Source organism: Streptomyces sp. SP18BB07, from assembly GCF_036322545.1.
In the GTDB taxonomy this organism is placed as follows: Bacteria; Actinomycetota; Actinomycetes; order Streptomycetales; family Streptomycetaceae; genus Streptomyces; species Streptomyces deccanensis.
In genome coordinates this window covers 326,893-345,104 of record NZ_JAQYWT010000367.1, presented here as the reverse complement: position 1 = coordinate 345,104, position 18,212 = coordinate 326,893, and the positions used below count along the sequence as shown (strand labels likewise).

The following is an 18,212-nucleotide window of genomic DNA, read 5'->3' as shown; positions in this document are numbered from 1 at the left end:
CTGCCAGCGGGCTGTTCGTCCAGGAAACGAAAAATCCCCTCGCACAGGAGGGGACGCCGCGCTGATGCCGACCACGCCGTCAGAGGCGGTCGGGACTGATCAGCGCGGCCCGCTAAGCAGAAGGCGTACGGCACGCATGCGGTCAGGGTACCGCAGCCCAGATGGACACGGACCCGCAGCGTGTCAGCCACGGAATCCGGCCAAAAAAGTTGAACTTTATTCAAATCTTACTTCGCGTAACAGTCGCTAAGGGACATCACAGATGTGAGATTGCCCCTTGATAACAACGCAATAACTCAAACCTCGTACCGCCCGGTATTGGCACCACTTACAGTTCGACGACGGGACCGCTTTCCCGAACTGTTCGGAGTTGCCCCCATGAACCGTCCTCGCAGTAACAGCTCGCTGCCCCAGACCGGCCGTTCGGCCTATGGGATAGCCACGGCTGCCGCTCTGCTGCTGATACCCGTAAGTGTGCTGGTCGGAGGTGACGCATACCGGGAGTTCCTCGACTTCGGAGCTGGCGTTCTCTCCCTCGTCTCGCTGACGCTCTCGGTGCTCTGGGGGCTCGTCGCCCAGGACCGGACGCTGCTCACCGTGCGCCAGCGGATCATCGGCCAGGCCGTCCACCGGACGACCGCCATCGCCTCGGTGGCGTTCCTCGTGCTGCATGTCTCGGTCAAGCTGGCGCTGAACCACGTCTCCGCGCTCGCCCTGTTCCCCTTCGCCCTCGGCGTGACGGGGTCGGGCGCGCTCATCGGCTTCGGCGCGACCGCCGGCTCCCTGATGATCTTCGTCGCCATCACCGGCGCCCTGCGCAGCAACTTCGCCTCCCCGGCGCCGGTCGCGGCACGCTGGCGCGCGATGCACATGATGGCCTACCCAGCCTGGTGTTTCGCGCTCGTGCACGGACTCTACGCGGGTCGCGAAGCCAAGCCGATCTTCGTGATCCTCTACTCCGCAGGCCTGGTCGCCGTCGCCGCCGCCCTGCTGCTGCGGGCCGCGCCGCGCGAGGTCAAGCGCGGGGTGGTCGAGCGCGTCGCCGCCATCCTGGGCACCGACGGCCAGCGGCCCCCCGAGGTCGACGAACTCGTGAAGTCCCGTTCGGCCCTGCAGGGCCTGGACGAGACCGGCGGGCGCCGTGAAGGCGGCCGGCGCGAGGGCGGACAGCGTGACGGGATGCGGGACACCGGCCAGTTCCCGCTGCCCGGTTTCGGCGGCGGACAGGGCAACCCCCCGCTGGGCGACCCGCTGGTGCCGCCGCAGCGCGCGGGCGCCTCGGCCGACAGCGGCCCCGGTTTCGCGGCCGCGTACCGCGCCGTGTCGATGACCCCGCGCGCCCAGGAGCCCACGGCGCCCTATCTGACCCAGCAGCAGCCGCCGTTGGACATGCAGCCGACGCAGGCCATGCCCCGTATGGACGACGGTTCGACCACGGGCAGCACCCGCTGGCCGGCGCCCTCCCCGCCGCCGGTCGGCGAGGCGCCCCCGTCGGCGTACGACCCGATGCAGGACACCTTCGTCGGGCAGCCGTTGGGCGGACAGTCGTACCAGGGAGGCCAGGCGTATCCGGGCCAGGCGTACCAGGGTGAGACGTACAACACCGGGGCCAACCCCGTGGTTTCCGAAACTTCCTACGGAACCGCTGAGACGAACGCCCCCTACGGCACGTACAACCCGAACGACACGTACAACAGCGGTCCCGCCACTGAAACGCTGTCCGGCTACGAGGACTACAACCAGCCGGGCTCAGGCGAACCCTGGAACGCGCCTTCCGGAGGATTTAAGTGAACGAGGCCCTTCCCGACGTCCCCGAAGTCCGAGTGGTGGGTCTTCCCCAACTCACCTCGGGCTTCGACCTCGTCGAGAGACTCGACCTCCCCATGCACCTGAAGGTGCACGGTCCGCTCGAACCGATGGGCGGCGAGCAACTCGCCCAGCTGTCCGAGCGGATCAACCTCAAGGGCAGGGGGGGCGCGGGCTTCCCGTTCCACAAGAAACTGCGCTCGGTCGCCGAGTCGGCGATCAAGCGCGGCATCCGACCCGTCGTGGTCGTCAACGGCAGCGAGGACGAACCCGCCTGCCGCAAGGACACGGTGCTGATCAACCGTGCCCCGCACCTCATCCTGGACGGCGCCCTGCTGGTCGCGGAGGCCCTGGGCGCCCGCCAACTGGTCATCGGGGTGACACGTGAATCCACCCAGCGCTCGATGGAAGCCGCCCTCGCCGAGCGCGGCCTGAGCAACCGGCGCGGCGCCGCCATCCGCGCGAGCGTGCAGCGCAACCCGGTCCGTATGGTCACCGGCGCCGCCGGCTCGCTGATCCGCTCCATCGACGGCGGGCCGCCGATCCCGCCCGGCCGCAAGACCAGCGCCTCCAAGAGCGGTGTCGGCGGCGCGCCGACGCTGCTCTCCAACGCCGAGACGTTCGCCCAGCTCGCCATCGGCGCCCGCATCGGCTCCGAGCGGTACGGCAACACCGGCCTGTACGACGAGCCGGGCACCGTCATGCTCACCGTCTCCGGCGCGGTCGCCCGCCCCATGGTGATCGAGGCGCCCACCGGCGTGCCGCTGCGCTACATCCTCCAGCTCGCCGGCGCGCCGCCGGTCCCGCAGGGCGTCCTGACCGGCGGCTACCACGGCAAGTGGATCGACGCGGCGACGGTCAACGAGGCGGTCGTCTCCCGCAACTCGCTGGACGCGGTGGGCGGCGCGCTCGGTGCGGGCGCCATCCTGCCCATCAGCCAGGACACCTGCCCGCTCGGCGAGTCGCTGCAGGTCGCCAAGTGGCTCGCCGAGGAGAGCGCGGGCCAGTGCGGCCCCTGCTACCTCGGGCTGCCCGCCGCCGCACGCGGTATGGAGGACATCCTCAACGGCGGCGGCCCGGCCGCCCTGGAAGCCCTCAAGCAGGTCGCGAAGAACGTCAAGCGACGCGGCGCCTGCTCGCACCCCGACGGCTCCGCGATGTTCCTGGAATCGACCATCAAGGCGTTCACGGACGACCTCGCGGCACACGTCCTGGGCAACGGCTGCGGCCGGCCCGTGGAGGGCGTGCTGCCGCTCTTCGAGGGCGGCCGCATGCCGACCGGCATTCCGGGCGGCGCGGGCGAGGAGGAGAGCGGCGCGAGCCGTCAGAAGATCTTCGTCGACTGGACGCTCTGCCGCGGCCACGGCCTGTGCGCCGACATCCTCCCCGAGGTCTTCCAGCTCGGCGCCGACGGCTTCCCCACCGTCGCCCAGGCGAAGGTCCCGCAGTACGCCGAGGCGAAGGCCCTGCGCGCGGTGCGCCGCTGCCCCGCGCTCGCCCTGCGCATCGAGGAGGACAACCGCCCCTCCGCCCCGTCCCGCAACCTCCCGGTCCTCTCCCAGGGCCGCGGCCGCCGGGCCCTGGGCAGCGGTCGCTGACGCACGTACGCGTAAGGGCGGGCCATCCCACTCGGGGTGGCCCGCCCTTTTCTCCGTCCGCGCCGTCGTCGTCGCCAACAACGCGAAGACCCCGTCCACTTGGACGGGGTCTTTTCTGTGGAGCTAAGGAGAATTGAACTCCTGACCTCCTGCATGCCATGCAGGCGCTCTACCAACTGAGCTATAGCCCCTTGCGGTGTTGTCCGCCCGGTTTCCCTGGCGACGACGCCAACATTACCGGTCCCCCGCGCGCACCACCAAATCGTTTCCGTCGGGAGCGAACTATGGGCGGATCAGGGCACTTTTGCCGGATTTTGCAGGCCCCCCGCTCAGCCTCCGTTCACCGTCCCGCCCCCCGACGGCCGTCACGCGGCCGCTGGGGCGCCCGTGACAGGCCGGGGACGGGCGACTGCCGGGGACGGGCGCCGAGTTGACGCTCAGGCCGTCACGAACGAGTAGAAGCGTTTGAGCGTGCAGTGCTCTTCGAGGAGCCGGCCGTAGATCGGCTCGCCCTCCAGCTCACGGTACGTCTCGATCGGGTCGCCTTTTATGATCAGCGCCCGGGCGCATTCCTCGCACCAGTACTGGTAGTCGGCGTTGACGGGCTCCATGTCGCGGACGATGGGGGTGCCGCTGCCGCACCAGTCGCACTTCCTCCTGTGTGCACCCATCGATCAGCTCCAGCTGCGGCCGCAGGCCGTGCACACGTAGGAGATCCCTCCGTTGTCACCGAGGACTTGGGCAACGTGGAGCGAGCCGCAGGAAGGGCAGAGGAGGGTGGTCTTGCTCCGCATCACCACCGCGGCGGGAAGGTCGTGGACCCTCCCGCGGATGCTCGCAGGCATCGCTTCTCCCTCCCGTCGGGCCGCGCCCCCTTCCGGCCGTTTGATTCTGCCACGGCCGGGCCAATACGGTCAGCGACGCCTTCGTACCAGACCCCGCACGGAGCGGGAAAGAAGGCCGTCCGCAGAGGTATACGCCTCCGGGGCCGCACCTGCTCAAGAAGGGACGCAGGTCACACACGAAAAATCCCGCTCCCTCACGGGAACGGGATCTTCTGTACCGATCTGTGGAGCTAAGGAGAATTGAACTCCTGACCTCCTGCATGCCATGCAGGCGCTCTACCAACTGAGCTATAGCCCCTCGTGCCACACGAACGGTGGCCACTCGGTGTTTCGCCCCGCTCGGCGGGGCGAACAAGAAGAACTTTAGCCTGCGACCAGCCGGAAAGTGAAATCCGGGCCCCGAGCCGTGTGACCAGGCCTCTTACGGGGCTCAGTCGTCGTCGCCGAGGACCGGCTCCGGGAGTGTGCCGGCGTTGTGCTCCAGGAGCCGCCAGCCGCGGGCGCCCTCGCCGAGGACGGACCAGCAGCAGTTGGAGAGGCCGCCGAGGCTCTCCCAGTGGTGGGGCTCCAGGCCGAGGAGGCGTCCGATGGTGGTGCGGATGGTGCCGCCGTGGCTGACGACCACGAGGGTGCCGCTCTCCGGGAGCTTGTCGGCGTGCCGGAGCACCACGGGGGCCGCGCGGTCGGCGACCTCGGTCTCCAGCTCGCCGCCGCCCCTGCGGATCGGCTCGCCCCGCTTCCACGCGGCGTACTCGTCGCCGTGCCTGGCGATGATCTCGTCGTGCGTGAGGCCCTGCCAGACGCCGGCGTAGGTCTCGCGCAGGCCCTCGTCGTGGCTGACCTCCAGGCCGGTGAGCGCGGCCAGCTCGGCGGCCGTGTTCGCGGCGCGCGCGAGGTCGGAGGCGACGATCGCGTCGGGCTTGAGGGAGGCCAGCAGCCGGGCCGCGCGACGGGCCTGGCCGAGGCCGGTCTCGGTCAGCTCGACGTCCGTGGTGCCCTGGAAGCGGCGTTCCACGTTCCACGAGGTCTGGCCGTGCCGCCACAGGATGAGGCGGCGGCCCCGGCCCCTGCGATCCGCGGAGTCGATGCCGCCCGTCACCGCAGCTCCCCGCCCAGCTCGGCCTCCTCCTCGGCGGCCCGCAGCTTGGCGTGCTCCTCGCCCTTGCCGCGGGTGGCCTTGGCGTCGGCGGGCAGTTCCAGCTCGGGGCAGTCCTTCCAGAGCCGCTCCAGGGCGTAGAAGACCCGCTCCTCGCTGTGCTGGACGTGCACGACGATGTCGACGTAGTCGAGCAGCACCCAGCGGGCCTCGCGGTCGCCCTCGCGGCGGACCGGCTTGGCGCCGAGCTCCTTGTTCAGCCGCTCCTCGATCTCGTCGACGATCGACTTGACCTGGCGGTCGTTGGGCGCGGAGGCGAGCAGGAAGGCGTCCGTGATGGACAGCACATCGCTGACGTCGTACGCGATGACGTCGTGCGCGAGCTTGTCGGCGGCCGCCTGCGCGGCGGTGTGGATGAGCTCGAGGGAGCGGTCTGTGGCGGTCACTACACGGCTTTCGGTCGTCGGTCAGGGACCCTCGCGGGTTACTGCAAGGATCTCACGGCCCACCGGCACCGCCCCACGGGTTAACGGATCAGGCCCCGGAGCGGCGCCGATACGGCGGCTCCGGGGCCTGCTGTCGATCACCCTGCTCGATCGCCCGGCCCGGTCAGCCCGTGGTCCCCGTGGTGCCGGTGGTGCCGGTGGTGCCGGTCGTGCCGGTCGTGCCGGTCGTCCCCGTGGCCCCGGTGGTGTCCGTCGTCTCGTAGTTCTGGCCGAGGACGACGGAGACGTCGGCGTTGGACGTGGTCTGGCCCTTCTTGACGGCGCTGGTCGGCAGGCCGAGGGTCTTGGCGACCTCGATGGCGTCCTGCTTGCGGGCCGCGTCGGAGTAGGTGACCTGTGAGGTCGCCTGGGCGGTGGCGGTGGTGCCGGCGTCGAGGAACGTGTAGCCGCCGTTGAGGACGACGACGCGGGCCTGTTCGGTGGCGTCCTTCTCGCCGGTGGCGTTGCGGATGCCGACGCGGACGGCGTCCCCGGCGTCGGGGCTCTTCGCGGCGCCGCCGAGCAGGTCCTTGACCACGCTGTCGGAGTCCTCGGCGCTGAGCGTGCCGTCCTGCTGGACGGGCAGCAGCTCGGTCTTGTAGTCGCCGCCCTTGGCGTGGTCGGCCAGCTTGGCGAGGAAGGTGCCGAGGTCCTTGTCGCTGAGCGAGGGGTCGAGGATCTGGGCCAGCGTCTGCACGGTGACCGTGGCGGCCTGGGAGTCGGAGGACAGCTTGCGCAGCACGCCCTGCATGACCTGCCCGAACCGCTTCAGCTGCGCGTCCTGCGGCTCGCCGGAGGCCCGGTAGGTGGCGTAGGCGACGGCCATCTTGCCGCTGAGGGTCTGTGCCTTGCCCTGGGTGACGAGGGGGGCCGCGCCCTTCTTCTTCGCCTCGGGGTCGGGCACGTCGGTGTTGGTGTCGACGTCGATGTTGCCGACGAGGCCGACGAGGTTGTTCAGGTAGGGGGTGTCGAGCCGCCATGTGCCCTCGATGTCGGTGCCGAGGACGGTGTCGAGGGCGTCACGGGTGCCGGAGGAGCCGTCGTCGTCGACGGACTTGGCGAGGGTGGTCGTGGTGCCGTCGTCGCCGGTGAGGGCGAGGGCGTTGGGGATGAGGACGGTGGCGCCCCGCTCGGTGGTGGTGTTGTTCACCAGCAGCGCCGTGGAGGTGCCGCCCCCCTTGGTGTCGTGCAGGTGGACGACGATCACGTCCCGTTTCTGGGCGGCCGCCGAGGTGGTGGTGCCGGTCTGCTCGTCGGAGGACGCCCCGGGCAGCATGCCCGCCCACCACAGGTAGCCGACGCCGCCGACCGCGACCAGGGCGAGGACCACCACGAGGGCGACCATTCGGCTTTTGGCCCGCCGCTTGGCCTCCTCGCGGCGTTCGGTGCGGTTCTCGGTGAAGTTCAGCCAGTCGATGACGTCCTCGGAGTCGCCGTCGGGCTCCTCGACGAAGGCGAACTGCTCGGTGCGGTAATCCCGTTCCCCGGGGTCGCCCTCCGGGGAGACGTCGTCGGCGACGGGCCCTCTCTCCCCTGCGGCCGTCTGGGGTACCGACTGCTGCGGGATGTAGGCGGTCTGCTCCGTGACGGGCGCCTGCAGGCCGGTGGCGGCCGTCTGCCCGTAGGGGTCGTACGGGTCGTAGCCGGTCCCCTGCGCCTGGTGGCCCGGGTCGTAGCCCGCGCCGCCCGTGCCGTAGCCCTGCGGGTACTGCTGCTGGGTCGCGTACGGGTCGTAGCCGTAGCCCTGGCCGTATCCCTGCTGCTGCCCCTGGGTCTGCTGGGTCCCGTGCTGCTGGGTCCCGTAGGGGTCGTACGCCTGTTGCTGAGGCACCTGCTGGGCGGGCGCCTGTCGGTACACCGGCTGCCCGTACTCGTCGTAGCCGACGAGTTCGTAACTCTGGTCGCCGCCCCCGTAGCCGGCGTCGTAACGGTCGTTCACCGGTGCCCCTCTCGGCTCACTCGCCGCGGTACAGCTGCCGCTTGTCGATGTAGCGCACGACGCCGTCCGGCACCAGGTACCAGACGGGATCGCCCTTGGCGACTCTCGCACGGCAGTCCGTGGAGGAGATGGCGAGCGCCGGGACCTCGACCAGGGAGACCCCGCCCGCGGGCAGGCCCGGGTCGGCCAGGGTGTGACCCGGACGGGTGACCCCGATGAAGTGTGCCAGGGAGAACAGTTCCTCGGCGTCGCGCCAGGTGAGGATCTGGGCGAGCGCGTCGGCGCCGGTGATGAAGAAGAGGTCGGACTCGGGGTTGAGCTCGTGCAGTTCGCGCAGGGTGTCGATGGTGTAGGTGAGACCCTTGCGGTCGATGTCGATACGGCTCACCGAGAAGTGGGGGTTCTCGGCCGTGGCGATGACCGTCATCAGATAGCGGTCCTCGGCCGCCGAGACCGAGCGGTGGGACTTCTGCCAGGGCTGGCCGGTCGGCACGAACACGACCTCGTCGAGACCGAACTGCGCGGCGACCTCCTGGGCCGCCACGAGGTGCCCGTGGTGGATCGGGTCGAACGTGCCGCCCATGACGCCGAGACGGCGCCTACCGTGCTCCGACGGGGGGTTTCCCGGTGCGCCGGAGCCGCTGTCGGCCCGGCCGTCCGTGGTGTCGTTCGCCTGGTCCGCCGCCTTGTCGAGCCCCGGACCGGTAGGCATTTCCTGCTCTCCCATGCGTGGAGAGCCTACCGGCCCGGCCGACGCGCACCGTTCGAACGTCCTTTTGCGCGGATTAGCGATCGCGGTTGAAGCGGGTGGTGATCCACAGCAGCAGCATCAGGGCGACGAAGGCTCCGCCGCCGGTCAGGTAGGGGCTGAGGCTCTCGTGGTTGCCGCCGTGCTCCCCGCCGCCCTCGGCGGCGAGAGTGACCAAGTCGGCAGCGGTGCTGTGGAAGCTCATCGTCGGCGTGACCTATCCGGGTGTGGGATCGGGATAAAGACCCGCCCATCGTAAGCGGGGGGTGCGTCGGCGATCACGCCGACTCCGCCCAGGAGTGAACGGGGGCGCCGCGGAGCGCGTACTTCCCGTTCGAGACAACCGTTCGCGCGCCGTCGGTGTCCTTGTCGTCGGCGGGAGTCAGTCGTCCCGCTTGTAGCCACGCAGCAGGAACCACGCCATCAGGACGGAGCCCAGGACCATCACGATCAGCACCACGCGCAGCAGATTGCCCGCTCCCTGTTCCTTCGCGGCGACGTCCGCGGCCTCGGTGAGCCAGGCGGACGCGGGCGGGTGCGGGAGATGTCCCATGGAGATCGCTCCTTACGGTTGATGCCCTGCCACGGTAACTCCGCCTAGGCTGGACCCCGCTTCGGGGGCAACATGGGCAAACAGAGCATGGGGGAAACATGCCGGACGACAGCCACGAGCAGAACGGGCACGAGCACGTGCCGAGCAGGCAGCGCAGGCGCTTCGAGGGGATCTCCTCCCGGGCGTACGAACACCCCGCGGACCGCTCGGCGCTGGTGGCGCTGCGCAAGCTCAGCGGCTTCGACACGGTGTTCAAGGCGCTCAGCGGTCTGCTGCCGGAGCGCAGCCTGAGGCTGCTGTTCCTGTCCGACTCCGTACGGGTCTCGGACCAGCAGTTCGCCCACCTCAACGACATGCTGCGGGACGCGTGCTACATCCTGGACCTGGAGAAGGTCCCGCCGATGTACGTGAACCAGGACCCGCAGCCGAACGCGATGTGCATCGGTCTGGACGAGCCGATCATCGTCGTGACCACCGGGCTCGTCGAGCTGCTCGACGAGGAGGAGATGCGGGCCGTCGTCGGTCACGAGGTGGGCCACGCGCTGTCCGGCCACTCGGTGTACCGGACGATACTGCTCTTCCTGACGAGCCTCGCCCTGAAGATCGCGTGGATCCCGCTGGGGAACCTCGCGATCATGGCGATCGTGACCGCGCTGCGCGAGTGGTTCCGCAAGTCGGAGCTGTCCGCCGACCGGGCGGGTCTGCTGGTCGGGCAGGACGTCACGGCGTCGATGCGCGGTCTGATGAAGATCGCGGGCGGCAACCACCTGCACGAGATGAACGTGGACGCGTTCCTCGCGCAGGCCGAGGAGTACGAGGCCGGGGGCGACCTGCGCGACTCCGTCCTCAAGATCCTCAATGTGCTGCCCCGCTCGCACCCCTTCACCACGGTGCGCGCGGCCGAGCTGAAGAAGTGGGCCGAGTCCCGTGACTTCCAGCGGATCATGGACGGGCACTACCCGCGGCGCAGCGAGGACAAGGACACCTCGGTGACCGACTCCTTCCGCGAGTCCGCCACGCACTACACGAGCAGCGTGAAGAACTCGAAGGACCCGCTGATGAAGCTGGTCACCGACATCGCGGGCGGCGCGGGCGACCTCGGCGGCCGGGTCCGCCGAGGCTTCGGCGGCGGCGCGTCCACCGCCCAGGAGGACCGGCCCCGCGACGACGAGTAGGTGGTCGGGTGCGGGTGAGTGGGGGCTGGTCGCGCAGTTCCCCGCGCCCCTTAAGGGCCTACGGCCCTTTCGGGCCGAAAAGCACGGGGCGCAGCCCCTGCTTTTCTGGGGCGCGGGGAACTGCGCGAGAAGCCCCACCGGGCCGCACCCGACAACGCACCCCCGGCTCGGCTCACACCTTCGGCTGCGCACTCTCCGCCAGGGTCCCGCACAACGCCGTCGCCGCCCCCGTGCCGTACGGGTCCGTGCCGGCCGACGGCCCGCCCGCCTTCGCGGTCTGCCCCGCCAGCAGCGGTCGCAGATGGTTCGTGGCGTCGTCGGCGCAGGCCAGCGGCCCGGCCTGGACGTAGGAGACGACGACCTCGGCCTGGTGGGTGCGCAGGTCGTCCTGGTCGAAGCGGAAGTGCAGCTCGCGCCGGACCGTGAACAGCGAGGCCTCGGCGTCGGCCCGGCCGCCGACCGGCCGCAGCGCGTACACGAGGGTGTGCGCGGCGACGACCTCCAGCGTGCCGGAGTCGAACTCGGCGGCCTGCAGGGTGCCCTGGACGCGGATCCTGCGGTCGGCGAGTTCCGCGCGGGACGGGTCGAAGCGGATGAGCCAGCCGGTGGGGGCGTGCCGCCCGTCCGCCGCCGGTTGATCGAAACTCTGCTCGAACTGGTCGAGCTGCTCGGAGTCGATCAGCCGCCGCACGGGCTGCACGGTGGTGCCGCCGAGGACCTCCGGGTCGAGCGCGGAGGCGACCAGGTACTCCTTGGCGATGGTCAGCGCGGACACGACCTGGCTGTCGGTGAAGTGCGCGGTGCGCCGGGTGGCCGGCATCGTGATGCCCTCCGCGCCGGTCCGGAACTGGGCGGCGGGACTGTGCGCGTACAGCGTCTCCGCGTCCTGCGCGCCCGGCACCGCGGACTGCGGGGACAGCGGGATCACCGTCATCCTGAGCGGCTCGGTGGGCTTGGCGGCCGGGGTGCCGGACGGGTGGCGGACGCCCATGTAGATCGCGGTGCCGAAGGCGAGGGCGATCAGCAGGACGAGGACCAGGGCCTGCCGGGAGAGGCCGCGGCGCACGGGCGGGCGGCGGCGCACGGCCGGGGCGTGGTCGGAGAGGCGCTCGTGGGCGGAGAACTCCTGGAGACGGGCAGCGCGGACGAACGATTCGTCGAAGACGACGGATCGGTATTCGTCCTCTCCACCGCCGGGGGCGCCCTCGGGAGCCCCCTCAGGTGGGTTTCCTGGCCCGCCCATACTTGGAGAGTAGGTCTTCGAGGGCCTCGGTAAACGCTGCGGTACACGACAAGTTCTGACAGGTCCTCACCAGGTTCACGCGGCGTCGCCGTACGGCCCGGCAGGGGGCCGTACGGGACCGTACGAGGCCGTACGGGGCGTGGTCAGGGCGTGCGGGGGTCCGCGGAGACCGCCGGCTGGGAGTAGTCCGCGGAGGCGGAGGGCCCGGTCGGGGGGTTCTGTTCGACGCCGCTGGTGGCGGGCGGCGGGGTCTCGCCACGGCTGGACGAGGCGCCCCGGTAGACCGCGGTGAAGGCCAGCGCGACCATGCCGATGCCCATCACGAGGGCGAGGATCCAGGCGACGGGCCGGTGCCAGCGGGTCTGCTTGCCGTACGGCCTGCCGTAGGGCCCGTCGACGCCGTAGCGGCCTTCCAGGATCTCGGTGTCGTCGTAGTCGTCCAGGTCGTCGTCGCGGCGGTGGCCGAAATCGGGGCCGTCGGGGCCGAAGCCGTCGTCGTAACGGTCGTCGTCGCGGACGCCTCTGGCGTGTGCCCGGCGGGCTTCGGCCTCCTGGGCGGCGGCACGCGCCTCCGCCGCCGCGAGCAGACGTTCGACGGCGGTCGGCTCGTGGACCACGGCCGCCCGGACGAAGTCCTCGTCGAAGACCACGGAGGCGAACTCTTCGTCCATACCCCCGCGGTCGCGGTCGTCGTCGGGCTCCCAGCCGTCCGGGAACGGCGTGCCCCCCACGTCCTCCGGCACGGATCCAGAGTAGACCGGGGTGGTCAATTTGGGCAGACGGTAAGGAAATTCATCGGTTGTGCCAGCTGGGCGCCAGGCTGTTCACAGGAACGAGCCGGCGCCCCACCGGACCCGTCGGCGGCTAGCGGCGGACGTGTCCGTCGCCGGTGACGATGTACTTCGTGCTGGTCAGCTCGGGCAGACCCATCGGGCCGCGGGCGTGCAGCTTCTGCGTGGAGATGCCGATCTCGGCGCCGAATCCGAACTGACCGCCGTCGGTGAAGCGGGTCGAGGCGTTGACGGCGACCGTGGTGGAGTCGACCAGCTGGGTGAAGCGGCGGGCGGCCTGCTGGGAGGTCGTCACGATCGCCTCGGTGTGGCCGGAGCTCCACAGCCGGATGTGCTCCACGGCCCGGTCGAGGGAGTCGACCACGGCGGCGGCGATGTCGTACGACAGGTACTCGGTCTCCCAGTCCTCCGTGGTGGCCTCGACGACCGTGGCCTTGGAGTCCTTGGCGTAGGCCATGACGCGTTCGTCGGCGTGGACCGTGACCCCGGCGTCGGCGAGCGCGTCGAGGGCGCGGGGCAGGAACTCGGGGGCGATGTCCTGGTGGACGAGGAGGGTCTCGGCAGCGTTGCAGACGCTGACGCGGTGGGCCTTGGAGTTGATCAGGATCTCGACCGCCGTGTCGAGGTCGGCGTTCGCGTCGACGTAGACGTGGCAGTTGCCGGTGCCGGTCTCGATCACCGGGACGGTGGACTCCTCGACGACCGTGCGGATCAGGGAGGCGCCGCCGCGCGGGATGAGCACGTCGACCAGTCCGCGGGCGCGCATCAGCTCGCGCACCGACTCGCGGCTCTCCCCGGGGACGAGCTGGACGGCGTCGGCGGGCAGCCCCGCGCCGCCGACGGCGTCCCGCAGGACCCGTACGAGAGCGGTGTTGGACTCGACGGCGGAGGAGGAGCCGCGCAGCAGGACCGCGTTGCCGGACTTCAGGCAGAGCGCGGCGGCGTCCACGGTCACGTTCGGGCGGGCCTCGTAGATGATGCCGACGACGCCGAGCGGGACGCGGACCTGGCGCAGGTCGATGCCGTTGGGGAGAGTGGAGCCGCGGACGACCTCGCCCACCGGGTCGGGCAACGCGGCGACGTCGCGGACGTCGGCGGCGATCGCGCGGATCCGCTCCGGGGTGAGCGTCAGCCGGTCGACGATCGCCTCGCTGGTGCCGGCCTCGCGGGCCCGCTCGATGTCCTTGGCGTTGGCCTCGACGACGTCACTCGTACGGACTTCCAGCGCGTCGGCGACGGCGAGCAGCGCGTCGTCCTTGTCGGCGCGCGGGAGCGGCGCGAGGTCGGCGGCGGCGGCCTTGGCACGGTAGGCGGCGCGGGTGACCGGCGTCATGGAGTCGTACGGCGAGAGCGAGGTCATACCCGAAGGGTAGTCCGCCCCGCGGAGGGCCCCCCGCGTGTTCCACAGCGCGAGACACCCGCGCTCACGCCTGCGGAGGGACGTTCTCGGGGCCACTCGGCGGCGGGCGGGTCAGTACGGGTGGACCCCCACGGGCGCGGCCGGGGCGGGTCCGTAGCCCTCGGCGATGCGCTGGTGGTACGTCTGGCGGTCGATGACCTCCAGGCCGACGATCTCCCAGGGCGGCAGCCCGGCCGTCCGGCGGTGCTCGCCCCACAGGCGCAGGGCGACGGCGGCCGCGTCGTGGAGGTCGCGGGCCTCCTCCCAGTAGCGGATCTCGGCGTGGTCGTGGGCGTAGCGGCTGGTCAGCAGAAAGGGGTGGTCGTGGGCGAGCTGTTCGAGGCCGCGCCGCACCTCCTTGAGGGGTGCCTCGGGCCCGGAGAGGCTCAGCGTGACGTGCCACAGCCGGGGCAGGTCCTGCGGCTCCTCGACGTGGTCGCCCTCGTACGTGTCCGAGGCGGCGACGCTGGTGAGCGTCCGCTCCTCGCCGGCCGCACGGGAGGTACCCCCACCACGGGACGCCGCGGCCCCGGGGCGCACTCGTCTCACGACGGCCTCCTTCGCAACGATGTAGTGCCTCACAACAGGACGTGCAACAGGTCGCGCAACAGATCGTGCGACGGGCCTGCGACAGGTCGTGCGGAATCTCCCTGAGACAAAGTTGAGCAGGCTCAAGGGCTTCGCGTGGCGGTTTTACGGAACGTGCACCGCCGGGGCCGGTGCCGCGGCCCCTCCGGCGGGCCGCTGGTCAGGGACGCAGGAGGACGAGGTCGTCCCTGTGTACGACCTCTCGTTCGTACGCGGGACCCAGCTCGCGCGCCAGTTCCCGGGTCGAGCGGCCGATCAGCTGGGGGATCTCCTTGGCGTCGAAGTTCACCAGTCCGCGTGCGACGGCACGGCCCGCTCCGTCGCGCAGTTCCACGGGGTCGCCGGCGGTGAAGTCGCCCTCGACGGCCGCGATGCCGGCCGGCAGCAGTGACGTACGTCGCTCGACGACCGCGCGGACGGCGCCCTCGTCGAGGACGAGCGCGCCCTGCGGGGTGGAGGCGTGCTGGAGCCACAGCAGGCGGTCGGCGGACCGCTTGCCGGTGGGGTGGAAGTACGTGCCGGTGTCGCCGCCGGAGAGTGCGTCCGCCGCGTGAACCGCGCTGGTCAGGACCACGGGGATGCCCGCACCGGTGGCGATGCCGGCCGCCTCGACCTTGGTGACCATGCCGCCGGTGCCGACGCCCGCCTTGCCGGCGCTGCCGATCTCCACGTGCGCGAGGTCCTCGGGGCCCCGTACCTCCGCTATCCGCGACGTGCCGGGCCTGCTGGGGTCGCCGTCGTACACGCCGTCCACGTCCGACAGCAGGACCAGCAGGTCCGCCCGGACGAGGTGTGCGACGAGGGCGGCGAGGCGGTCGTTGTCGCCGAAGCGGATCTCGTCCGTGGCGACGGTGTCGTTCTCGTTGACGACCGGCAGCGCGCCCATCGCGAGGAGCTTGTCGAGGGTGCGGGAGGCGTTGCGGTGGTGGGCCCGGCGGCTCATGTCGTCGGAGGTGAGGAGCACCTGGCCGACCCGGATGCCGTAGCGGGCGCAGGAGGCGGTGTAGCGGGCCACCAGCAGGCCCTGGCCGACACTGGCGGCCGCCTGCTGCCGGGCGAGGTCCTTGGGGCGGCGGCGCAGGCCCAGGGGCGCGAGACCTGCGGCGATGGCGCCGGACGAGACGAGCACGACCTCCCGCTCGCCACCGCTGCGGGCCTTGGCGAGGACGTCCACGAGGGCGTCCACCCGGTCCGCGTCGAGGCCCCCGGAGGCCGTCGTCAACGACGAGGAGCCCACCTTGACGACGATCCGGTGCGCGTCCCGCACGCCCTGCCTTGCCGCTGACACCTGTATCCCCAATGTTCCGAACCAGCCCGGTGTGTGCACTGCGCAATCTACGGGAGCGCGCGGTCCGGACGCGTTCTCATTTCGAGGGGCGGACGGCGCGGGTCCCCGCGCGGAAGGGGGCGCTCCGGCACGCAGCCCTTCATGAGGAGATGCTGTGACGTCCCTCAAGGTTCCAGGCGTTATGTCCGACTCACGGCCTATCGCCCCGTCGGGAGATTGCTCCTCGGCCTCCCTAGGTCATACGGTCAGGGATCGGCCTCCTCAGGCCACCCCCAGACTCGCCCTCCCCCTTCGTCCGTCGCACCTTCCGCAGGAGCCCAGCCCGTGCCCTCCGCAGGCCTCGCACCCCGCCGCATCGCGCAGCTGTCAGCGCTGCTCGCGATGTTCGCGCTCTTCACGGCCCAGATCGTCGCCGCACTGCTGCCGAACATTCCTCTGTTCGTCGCCGCCGGCGCGGCGGGCCTCGTCCTGGACGCGTTCCTCCAGTACCGGGATCCCGGACTGCTCGCCCTGCTGGGCAAGGTCCGCTTCGACGCGCTGGTGCGCCAGCTGTTCCGCGACATGCTGATCCTGGTGGGCCTGCTGCGCATCGACGGCATCGACCCGCTGCGCGAGCAGGCCCCGCTCCTGGTCGCCCTGATCGCGTTCTACGCGGTGCACTTCACCTGCCAGGCCGTCTCGGTGCTGGTCCGCCGCACCCGGACCCTGCCGATCGTCACCCGCAACATCGACGCCTCCGAACTGCGCCTGACCGTCTCCCCGCCGCGCATCCTGGCCCGCCGGCAGGCCCACCGGCTGCTGACCTTCTCCCTGCCGGTCACGGCCGGCCTGCTGCTCACGGCGGCCACGAAGGACGCCGTCTGGGGCTTCGCCGGCGTGGGTGCCGGGCTCGCCCTGCTCGTCCTGGGCACCGCGTACCTCGCGACCTGGCTGCTGCCGAAGAAGCGCGCGAAGAACGAGCAGCAGGTCATGGAGTGGCTGGACAAGTGGCTCGCCGACTACCGGCCGACCACCGCGATGTACTTCTCCGGCGGCACGACGTCGGCCTACCAGGCGAACATGTGGCTCTCCACGCTCTCCCAGCTGGAGAAGCCGCTGATCGTGCTGCGTGAGCGCTTCATGGTGCAGAAGATCGACGCCACGGACGTCCCGGTCATCTGCTTCCCGAAGGTGTCGACGATGTTCTCCCTGGAGAACTCGACGCTGAAGATGATGCTGCACCCGGCCAACGCCGCGAAGACCTCCCAGGTGCTGCGGATCCCCACGATCAAGCACGCCTTCATCAACCACGGCGAGAGCGACAAGCTGTCCTCCTGCAACCCGTACGCCAAGGCGTACGACGAGGTGTGGGTCGCCGGTCCCGCGGCGCGCGAGCGGTACGCGCTCGCCGAGGTCGGCGTGGAGGACAAGGACATCGTCGAGGTCGGCCGCCCGCAGCTGGCGCCGATCCGCCCGTACGCGGGCCCGCCGACCGGCACGTACACCACCGTCCTCTACGCCCCCACCTGGGAGGGCTGGGACGGCAACCCCGGCAACACGTCCGTGGTCCTGGCCGGCGAGAACATCGTCCGGCAGCTCCTCGCCGACGACAAGGTCCGGCTGCTGTACAAGCCGCACCCGATGACCGGCTCGGTCGACCCGCGCGCGGGTGCCGCGAACGAGCGGATCAAGGCGATGATCCGGGAGGCGAACACCAAGCGGTCCGGGGCCCGCCCCGGTCCCGAGGCCGCCGCCGAACTCGCCCGCCGTTCGGCCGAGTTGGACAAGCTGACCTCGACGTCGTTCCGGACCAGCGCGGACGAGATGGAGCGGATGCTGCTGCAGGGCACGCCGAGCGGGAACCGTGAGGCGGCCATCGCCGAGGCGACGCTGGCCTGGGAGAGGGCGTACTGGGCGTCGTTCCCGGAGTGGGAGCACCGGATCATCACCGAGGCGCGGCCCGCGATCTTCGCCTGCTTCAACGCGTCGGACCTGCTGATCAGCGATGTCTCGTCGGTGGTCTCGGACTGGCTGTCGAGCGAGAAGCCGTACTCGGTCGCCAACACGTCCGGGCTGCCGGAGGTGGCGTTCCGGGCGGCGTTCCCGACGGTCTCGGCGGGTGTCGTGCTGACGCCCAAGGCTGACGGTGTGCCGGCGCTGCTGGAGTCGGTCCGCAACCCCGAGAAGGACCGTTTCGCGCAGGCCCGCGCCGAGCTCAAGGAGCAGTTGCTCGGCCCCTCGGACCCGCCGTCCCTGGTCCGCTTCGACCTCGCGGTGAAGGCGCTCTGCGCCAAGGCCGACGACCGTCGCGCCCGCATGGAGTCCCGCCTCGCCGACGAGGTGCCGTCGCCCCGCAAGTCGGGCGAGGCGAGCGACGAGCTCGCCGAGGGCGAAACCACGGAGGCACTGGCCTGACGCCCGTCCGTCAGCAGCCGAAGGGCCCCGGTTCGTGACCGGGGCCCTTCGTCGTGTGCGGGTTGTTCGGCGGCCGCGTGGAAGGCCGCCCGACAGCTCGGGGGCTGAGCCGGTAGGGCGACTGCGGCCCGTATGTGGTTGCCCGCGCAGTTCCCCGCGCCCCTGGCGGGTCTACTCGCCGTCATAGCTGCGGGTAGTCGTGCCGCTGGGGCGATGGGGGCACCTCCCGCTCGAGCGAAGCCGAGAGTGGGGGAGGGTGGGCGC

At 71.0% G+C, this 18,212-nt stretch carries 17 protein-coding genes and 2 tRNA genes; 4 read left to right on the top strand and 15 right to left on the bottom strand.

The annotated features are described in order from the left end of the window. Positions 1 to 378: 378 nt before the first annotated feature. Both PUR53_RS45060 and PUR53_RS45055 read left to right on the top strand, forming a co-directional pair. Positions 379 to 1,791 carry a cytochrome b/b6 domain-containing protein gene (locus PUR53_RS45060; RefSeq protein WP_329912333.1) on the top strand — a complete coding sequence of 471 codons (1,413 nt, stop codon included), beginning with the start codon at positions 379 to 381 and terminating at the stop codon, positions 1,789 to 1,791. Beyond that, positions 1,788 to 3,404, top strand: coding sequence for an NADH-ubiquinone oxidoreductase-F iron-sulfur binding region domain-containing protein (locus tag PUR53_RS45055; RefSeq protein WP_329912332.1), 1,617 nt, complete (start codon positions 1,788 to 1,790; stop codon positions 3,402 to 3,404). The genes PUR53_RS45060 and PUR53_RS45055 overlap by 4 nt, the downstream gene beginning before the upstream one ends. Positions 3,405 to 3,522: 118 nt before the next feature. On the opposite strand, the gene PUR53_RS45050 is transcribed toward PUR53_RS45055, so the two are convergent. From PUR53_RS45050 to PUR53_RS45005, 10 genes are all read right to left on the bottom strand, one after another. Then, positions 3,523 to 3,595: transfer RNA gene (locus tag PUR53_RS45050), tRNA-Ala, on the bottom strand. Positions 3,596 to 3,841: 246 nt separating this feature from the next. After that, positions 3,842 to 4,075 carry a hypothetical protein gene (locus PUR53_RS45045; RefSeq protein WP_005479297.1) on the bottom strand — a complete coding sequence of 78 codons (234 nt, stop codon included), beginning with the start codon at positions 4,073 to 4,075 and terminating at the stop codon, positions 3,842 to 3,844. Between the two features lie 3 nt (positions 4,076 to 4,078). Further along, positions 4,079 to 4,249 (bottom strand): hypothetical protein, encoded by a 171-nt coding sequence (locus tag PUR53_RS45040; RefSeq protein ID WP_329899550.1) that lies wholly within the window; start codon positions 4,247 to 4,249, stop codon positions 4,079 to 4,081. Between the two features lie 225 nt (positions 4,250 to 4,474). Next, positions 4,475 to 4,547, bottom strand: a tRNA-Ala gene (locus tag PUR53_RS45035). A 132-nt stretch (positions 4,548 to 4,679) separates the two neighbouring features. After that, positions 4,680 to 5,348 carry a histidine phosphatase family protein gene (locus tag PUR53_RS45030; protein WP_329899549.1) on the bottom strand — a complete coding sequence of 223 codons (669 nt, stop codon included), beginning with the start codon at positions 5,346 to 5,348 and terminating at the stop codon, positions 4,680 to 4,682. Beyond that, entirely contained in the window at positions 5,345 to 5,791 is a 447-nt protein-coding gene (gene rsfS / locus PUR53_RS45025) for a ribosome silencing factor (protein ID WP_045557513.1), read from the bottom strand. The genes PUR53_RS45030 and rsfS overlap by 4 nt, the downstream gene beginning before the upstream one ends. A gap of 163 nt (positions 5,792 to 5,954) precedes the next feature. Then, the gene (locus PUR53_RS45020; RefSeq protein WP_329912331.1) at positions 5,955 to 7,769 is read right to left on the bottom strand and encodes an LCP family protein; all 1,815 of its coding nucleotides are present in this window, start codon (positions 7,767 to 7,769) and stop codon (positions 5,955 to 5,957) included. A 16-nt stretch (positions 7,770 to 7,785) separates the two neighbouring features. Further along, a complete protein-coding gene (nadD, locus tag PUR53_RS45015; RefSeq protein WP_329899547.1) occupies positions 7,786 to 8,496 on the bottom strand; it encodes a nicotinate-nucleotide adenylyltransferase in 711 nt (236 codons plus the stop codon). Between the two features lie 58 nt (positions 8,497 to 8,554). Continuing rightward, positions 8,555 to 8,722: a hypothetical protein gene (locus PUR53_RS45010; protein ID WP_045557516.1), complete on the bottom strand. Its 168-nt coding sequence runs from the start codon at positions 8,720 to 8,722 to the stop codon at positions 8,555 to 8,557. Positions 8,723 to 8,899: 177 nt separating this feature from the next. Continuing rightward, a complete protein-coding gene (locus tag PUR53_RS45005) occupies positions 8,900 to 9,070 on the bottom strand; it encodes a hypothetical protein (RefSeq protein ID WP_184894148.1) in 171 nt (56 codons plus the stop codon). A gap of 98 nt (positions 9,071 to 9,168) precedes the next feature. On the opposite strand from PUR53_RS45005, the gene PUR53_RS45000 reads away from it, so the two are divergent. Continuing rightward, complete coding sequence (locus tag PUR53_RS45000) at positions 9,169 to 10,245, top strand: M48 family metallopeptidase (protein WP_329899546.1); 1,077 nt, start codon at positions 9,169 to 9,171, stop codon at positions 10,243 to 10,245. A gap of 172 nt (positions 10,246 to 10,417) precedes the next feature. On the opposite strand, the gene PUR53_RS44995 is transcribed toward PUR53_RS45000, so the two are convergent. From PUR53_RS44995 to proB, 5 genes are all read right to left on the bottom strand, one after another. Further along, the gene (locus tag PUR53_RS44995) at positions 10,418 to 11,488 is read right to left on the bottom strand and encodes an SCO2583 family membrane protein (RefSeq protein ID WP_329899545.1); all 1,071 of its coding nucleotides are present in this window, start codon (positions 11,486 to 11,488) and stop codon (positions 10,418 to 10,420) included. A gap of 143 nt (positions 11,489 to 11,631) precedes the next feature. Next, on the bottom strand, positions 11,632 to 12,231 hold the full coding sequence (locus PUR53_RS44990) for an SCO2584 family spore wall biosynthesis protein (RefSeq protein ID WP_329899544.1): 600 nt from the start codon (positions 12,229 to 12,231) through the stop codon (positions 11,632 to 11,634). A 121-nt stretch (positions 12,232 to 12,352) separates the two neighbouring features. Next, complete coding sequence (locus PUR53_RS44985; protein ID WP_329899543.1) at positions 12,353 to 13,639, bottom strand: glutamate-5-semialdehyde dehydrogenase; 1,287 nt, start codon at positions 13,637 to 13,639, stop codon at positions 12,353 to 12,355. A gap of 111 nt (positions 13,640 to 13,750) precedes the next feature. Then, positions 13,751 to 14,218, bottom strand: a complete 468-nt coding sequence (locus PUR53_RS44980) for a hypothetical protein (RefSeq protein WP_329899588.1) — start codon at positions 14,216 to 14,218, stop codon at positions 13,751 to 13,753. A gap of 208 nt (positions 14,219 to 14,426) precedes the next feature. Further along, a complete protein-coding gene (proB, locus tag PUR53_RS44975; protein WP_329912375.1) occupies positions 14,427 to 15,533 on the bottom strand; it encodes a glutamate 5-kinase in 1,107 nt (368 codons plus the stop codon). Positions 15,534 to 15,878: 345 nt separating this feature from the next. On the opposite strand from proB, the gene PUR53_RS44970 reads away from it, so the two are divergent. Then, complete coding sequence (locus PUR53_RS44970) at positions 15,879 to 17,948, top strand: hypothetical protein (protein WP_329899542.1); 2,070 nt, start codon at positions 15,879 to 15,881, stop codon at positions 17,946 to 17,948. Positions 17,949 to 18,212 lie beyond the last annotated feature (264 nt).

Coding starts and splice junctions, on each gene's coding strand:
- nadD (WP_329899547.1), bottom strand. CDS start 8,496: ATGGGAGAGCAGGAAATGCCTACCGGTCCGGGGCTCGACAAGGCGGCG.
- PUR53_RS45010 (WP_045557516.1), bottom strand. CDS start 8,722: ATGAGCTTCCACAGCACCGCTGCCGACTTGGTCACTCTCGCCGCCGAG.
- PUR53_RS44985 (WP_329899543.1), bottom strand. CDS start 13,639: ATGACCTCGCTCTCGCCGTACGACTCCATGACGCCGGTCACCCGCGCC.
- PUR53_RS45045 (WP_005479297.1), bottom strand. CDS start 4,075: ATGGGTGCACACAGGAGGAAGTGCGACTGGTGCGGCAGCGGCACCCCC.
- PUR53_RS45060 (WP_329912333.1), top strand. CDS start 379: ATGAACCGTCCTCGCAGTAACAGCTCGCTGCCCCAGACCGGCCGTTCG.
- PUR53_RS45000 (WP_329899546.1), top strand. CDS start 9,169: ATGCCGGACGACAGCCACGAGCAGAACGGGCACGAGCACGTGCCGAGC.
- PUR53_RS45005 (WP_184894148.1), bottom strand. CDS start 9,070: ATGGGACATCTCCCGCACCCGCCCGCGTCCGCCTGGCTCACCGAGGCC.
- PUR53_RS45040 (WP_329899550.1), bottom strand. CDS start 4,249: ATGCCTGCGAGCATCCGCGGGAGGGTCCACGACCTTCCCGCCGCGGTG.
- PUR53_RS44995 (WP_329899545.1), bottom strand. CDS start 11,488: ATGGGCGGGCCAGGAAACCCACCTGAGGGGGCTCCCGAGGGCGCCCCC.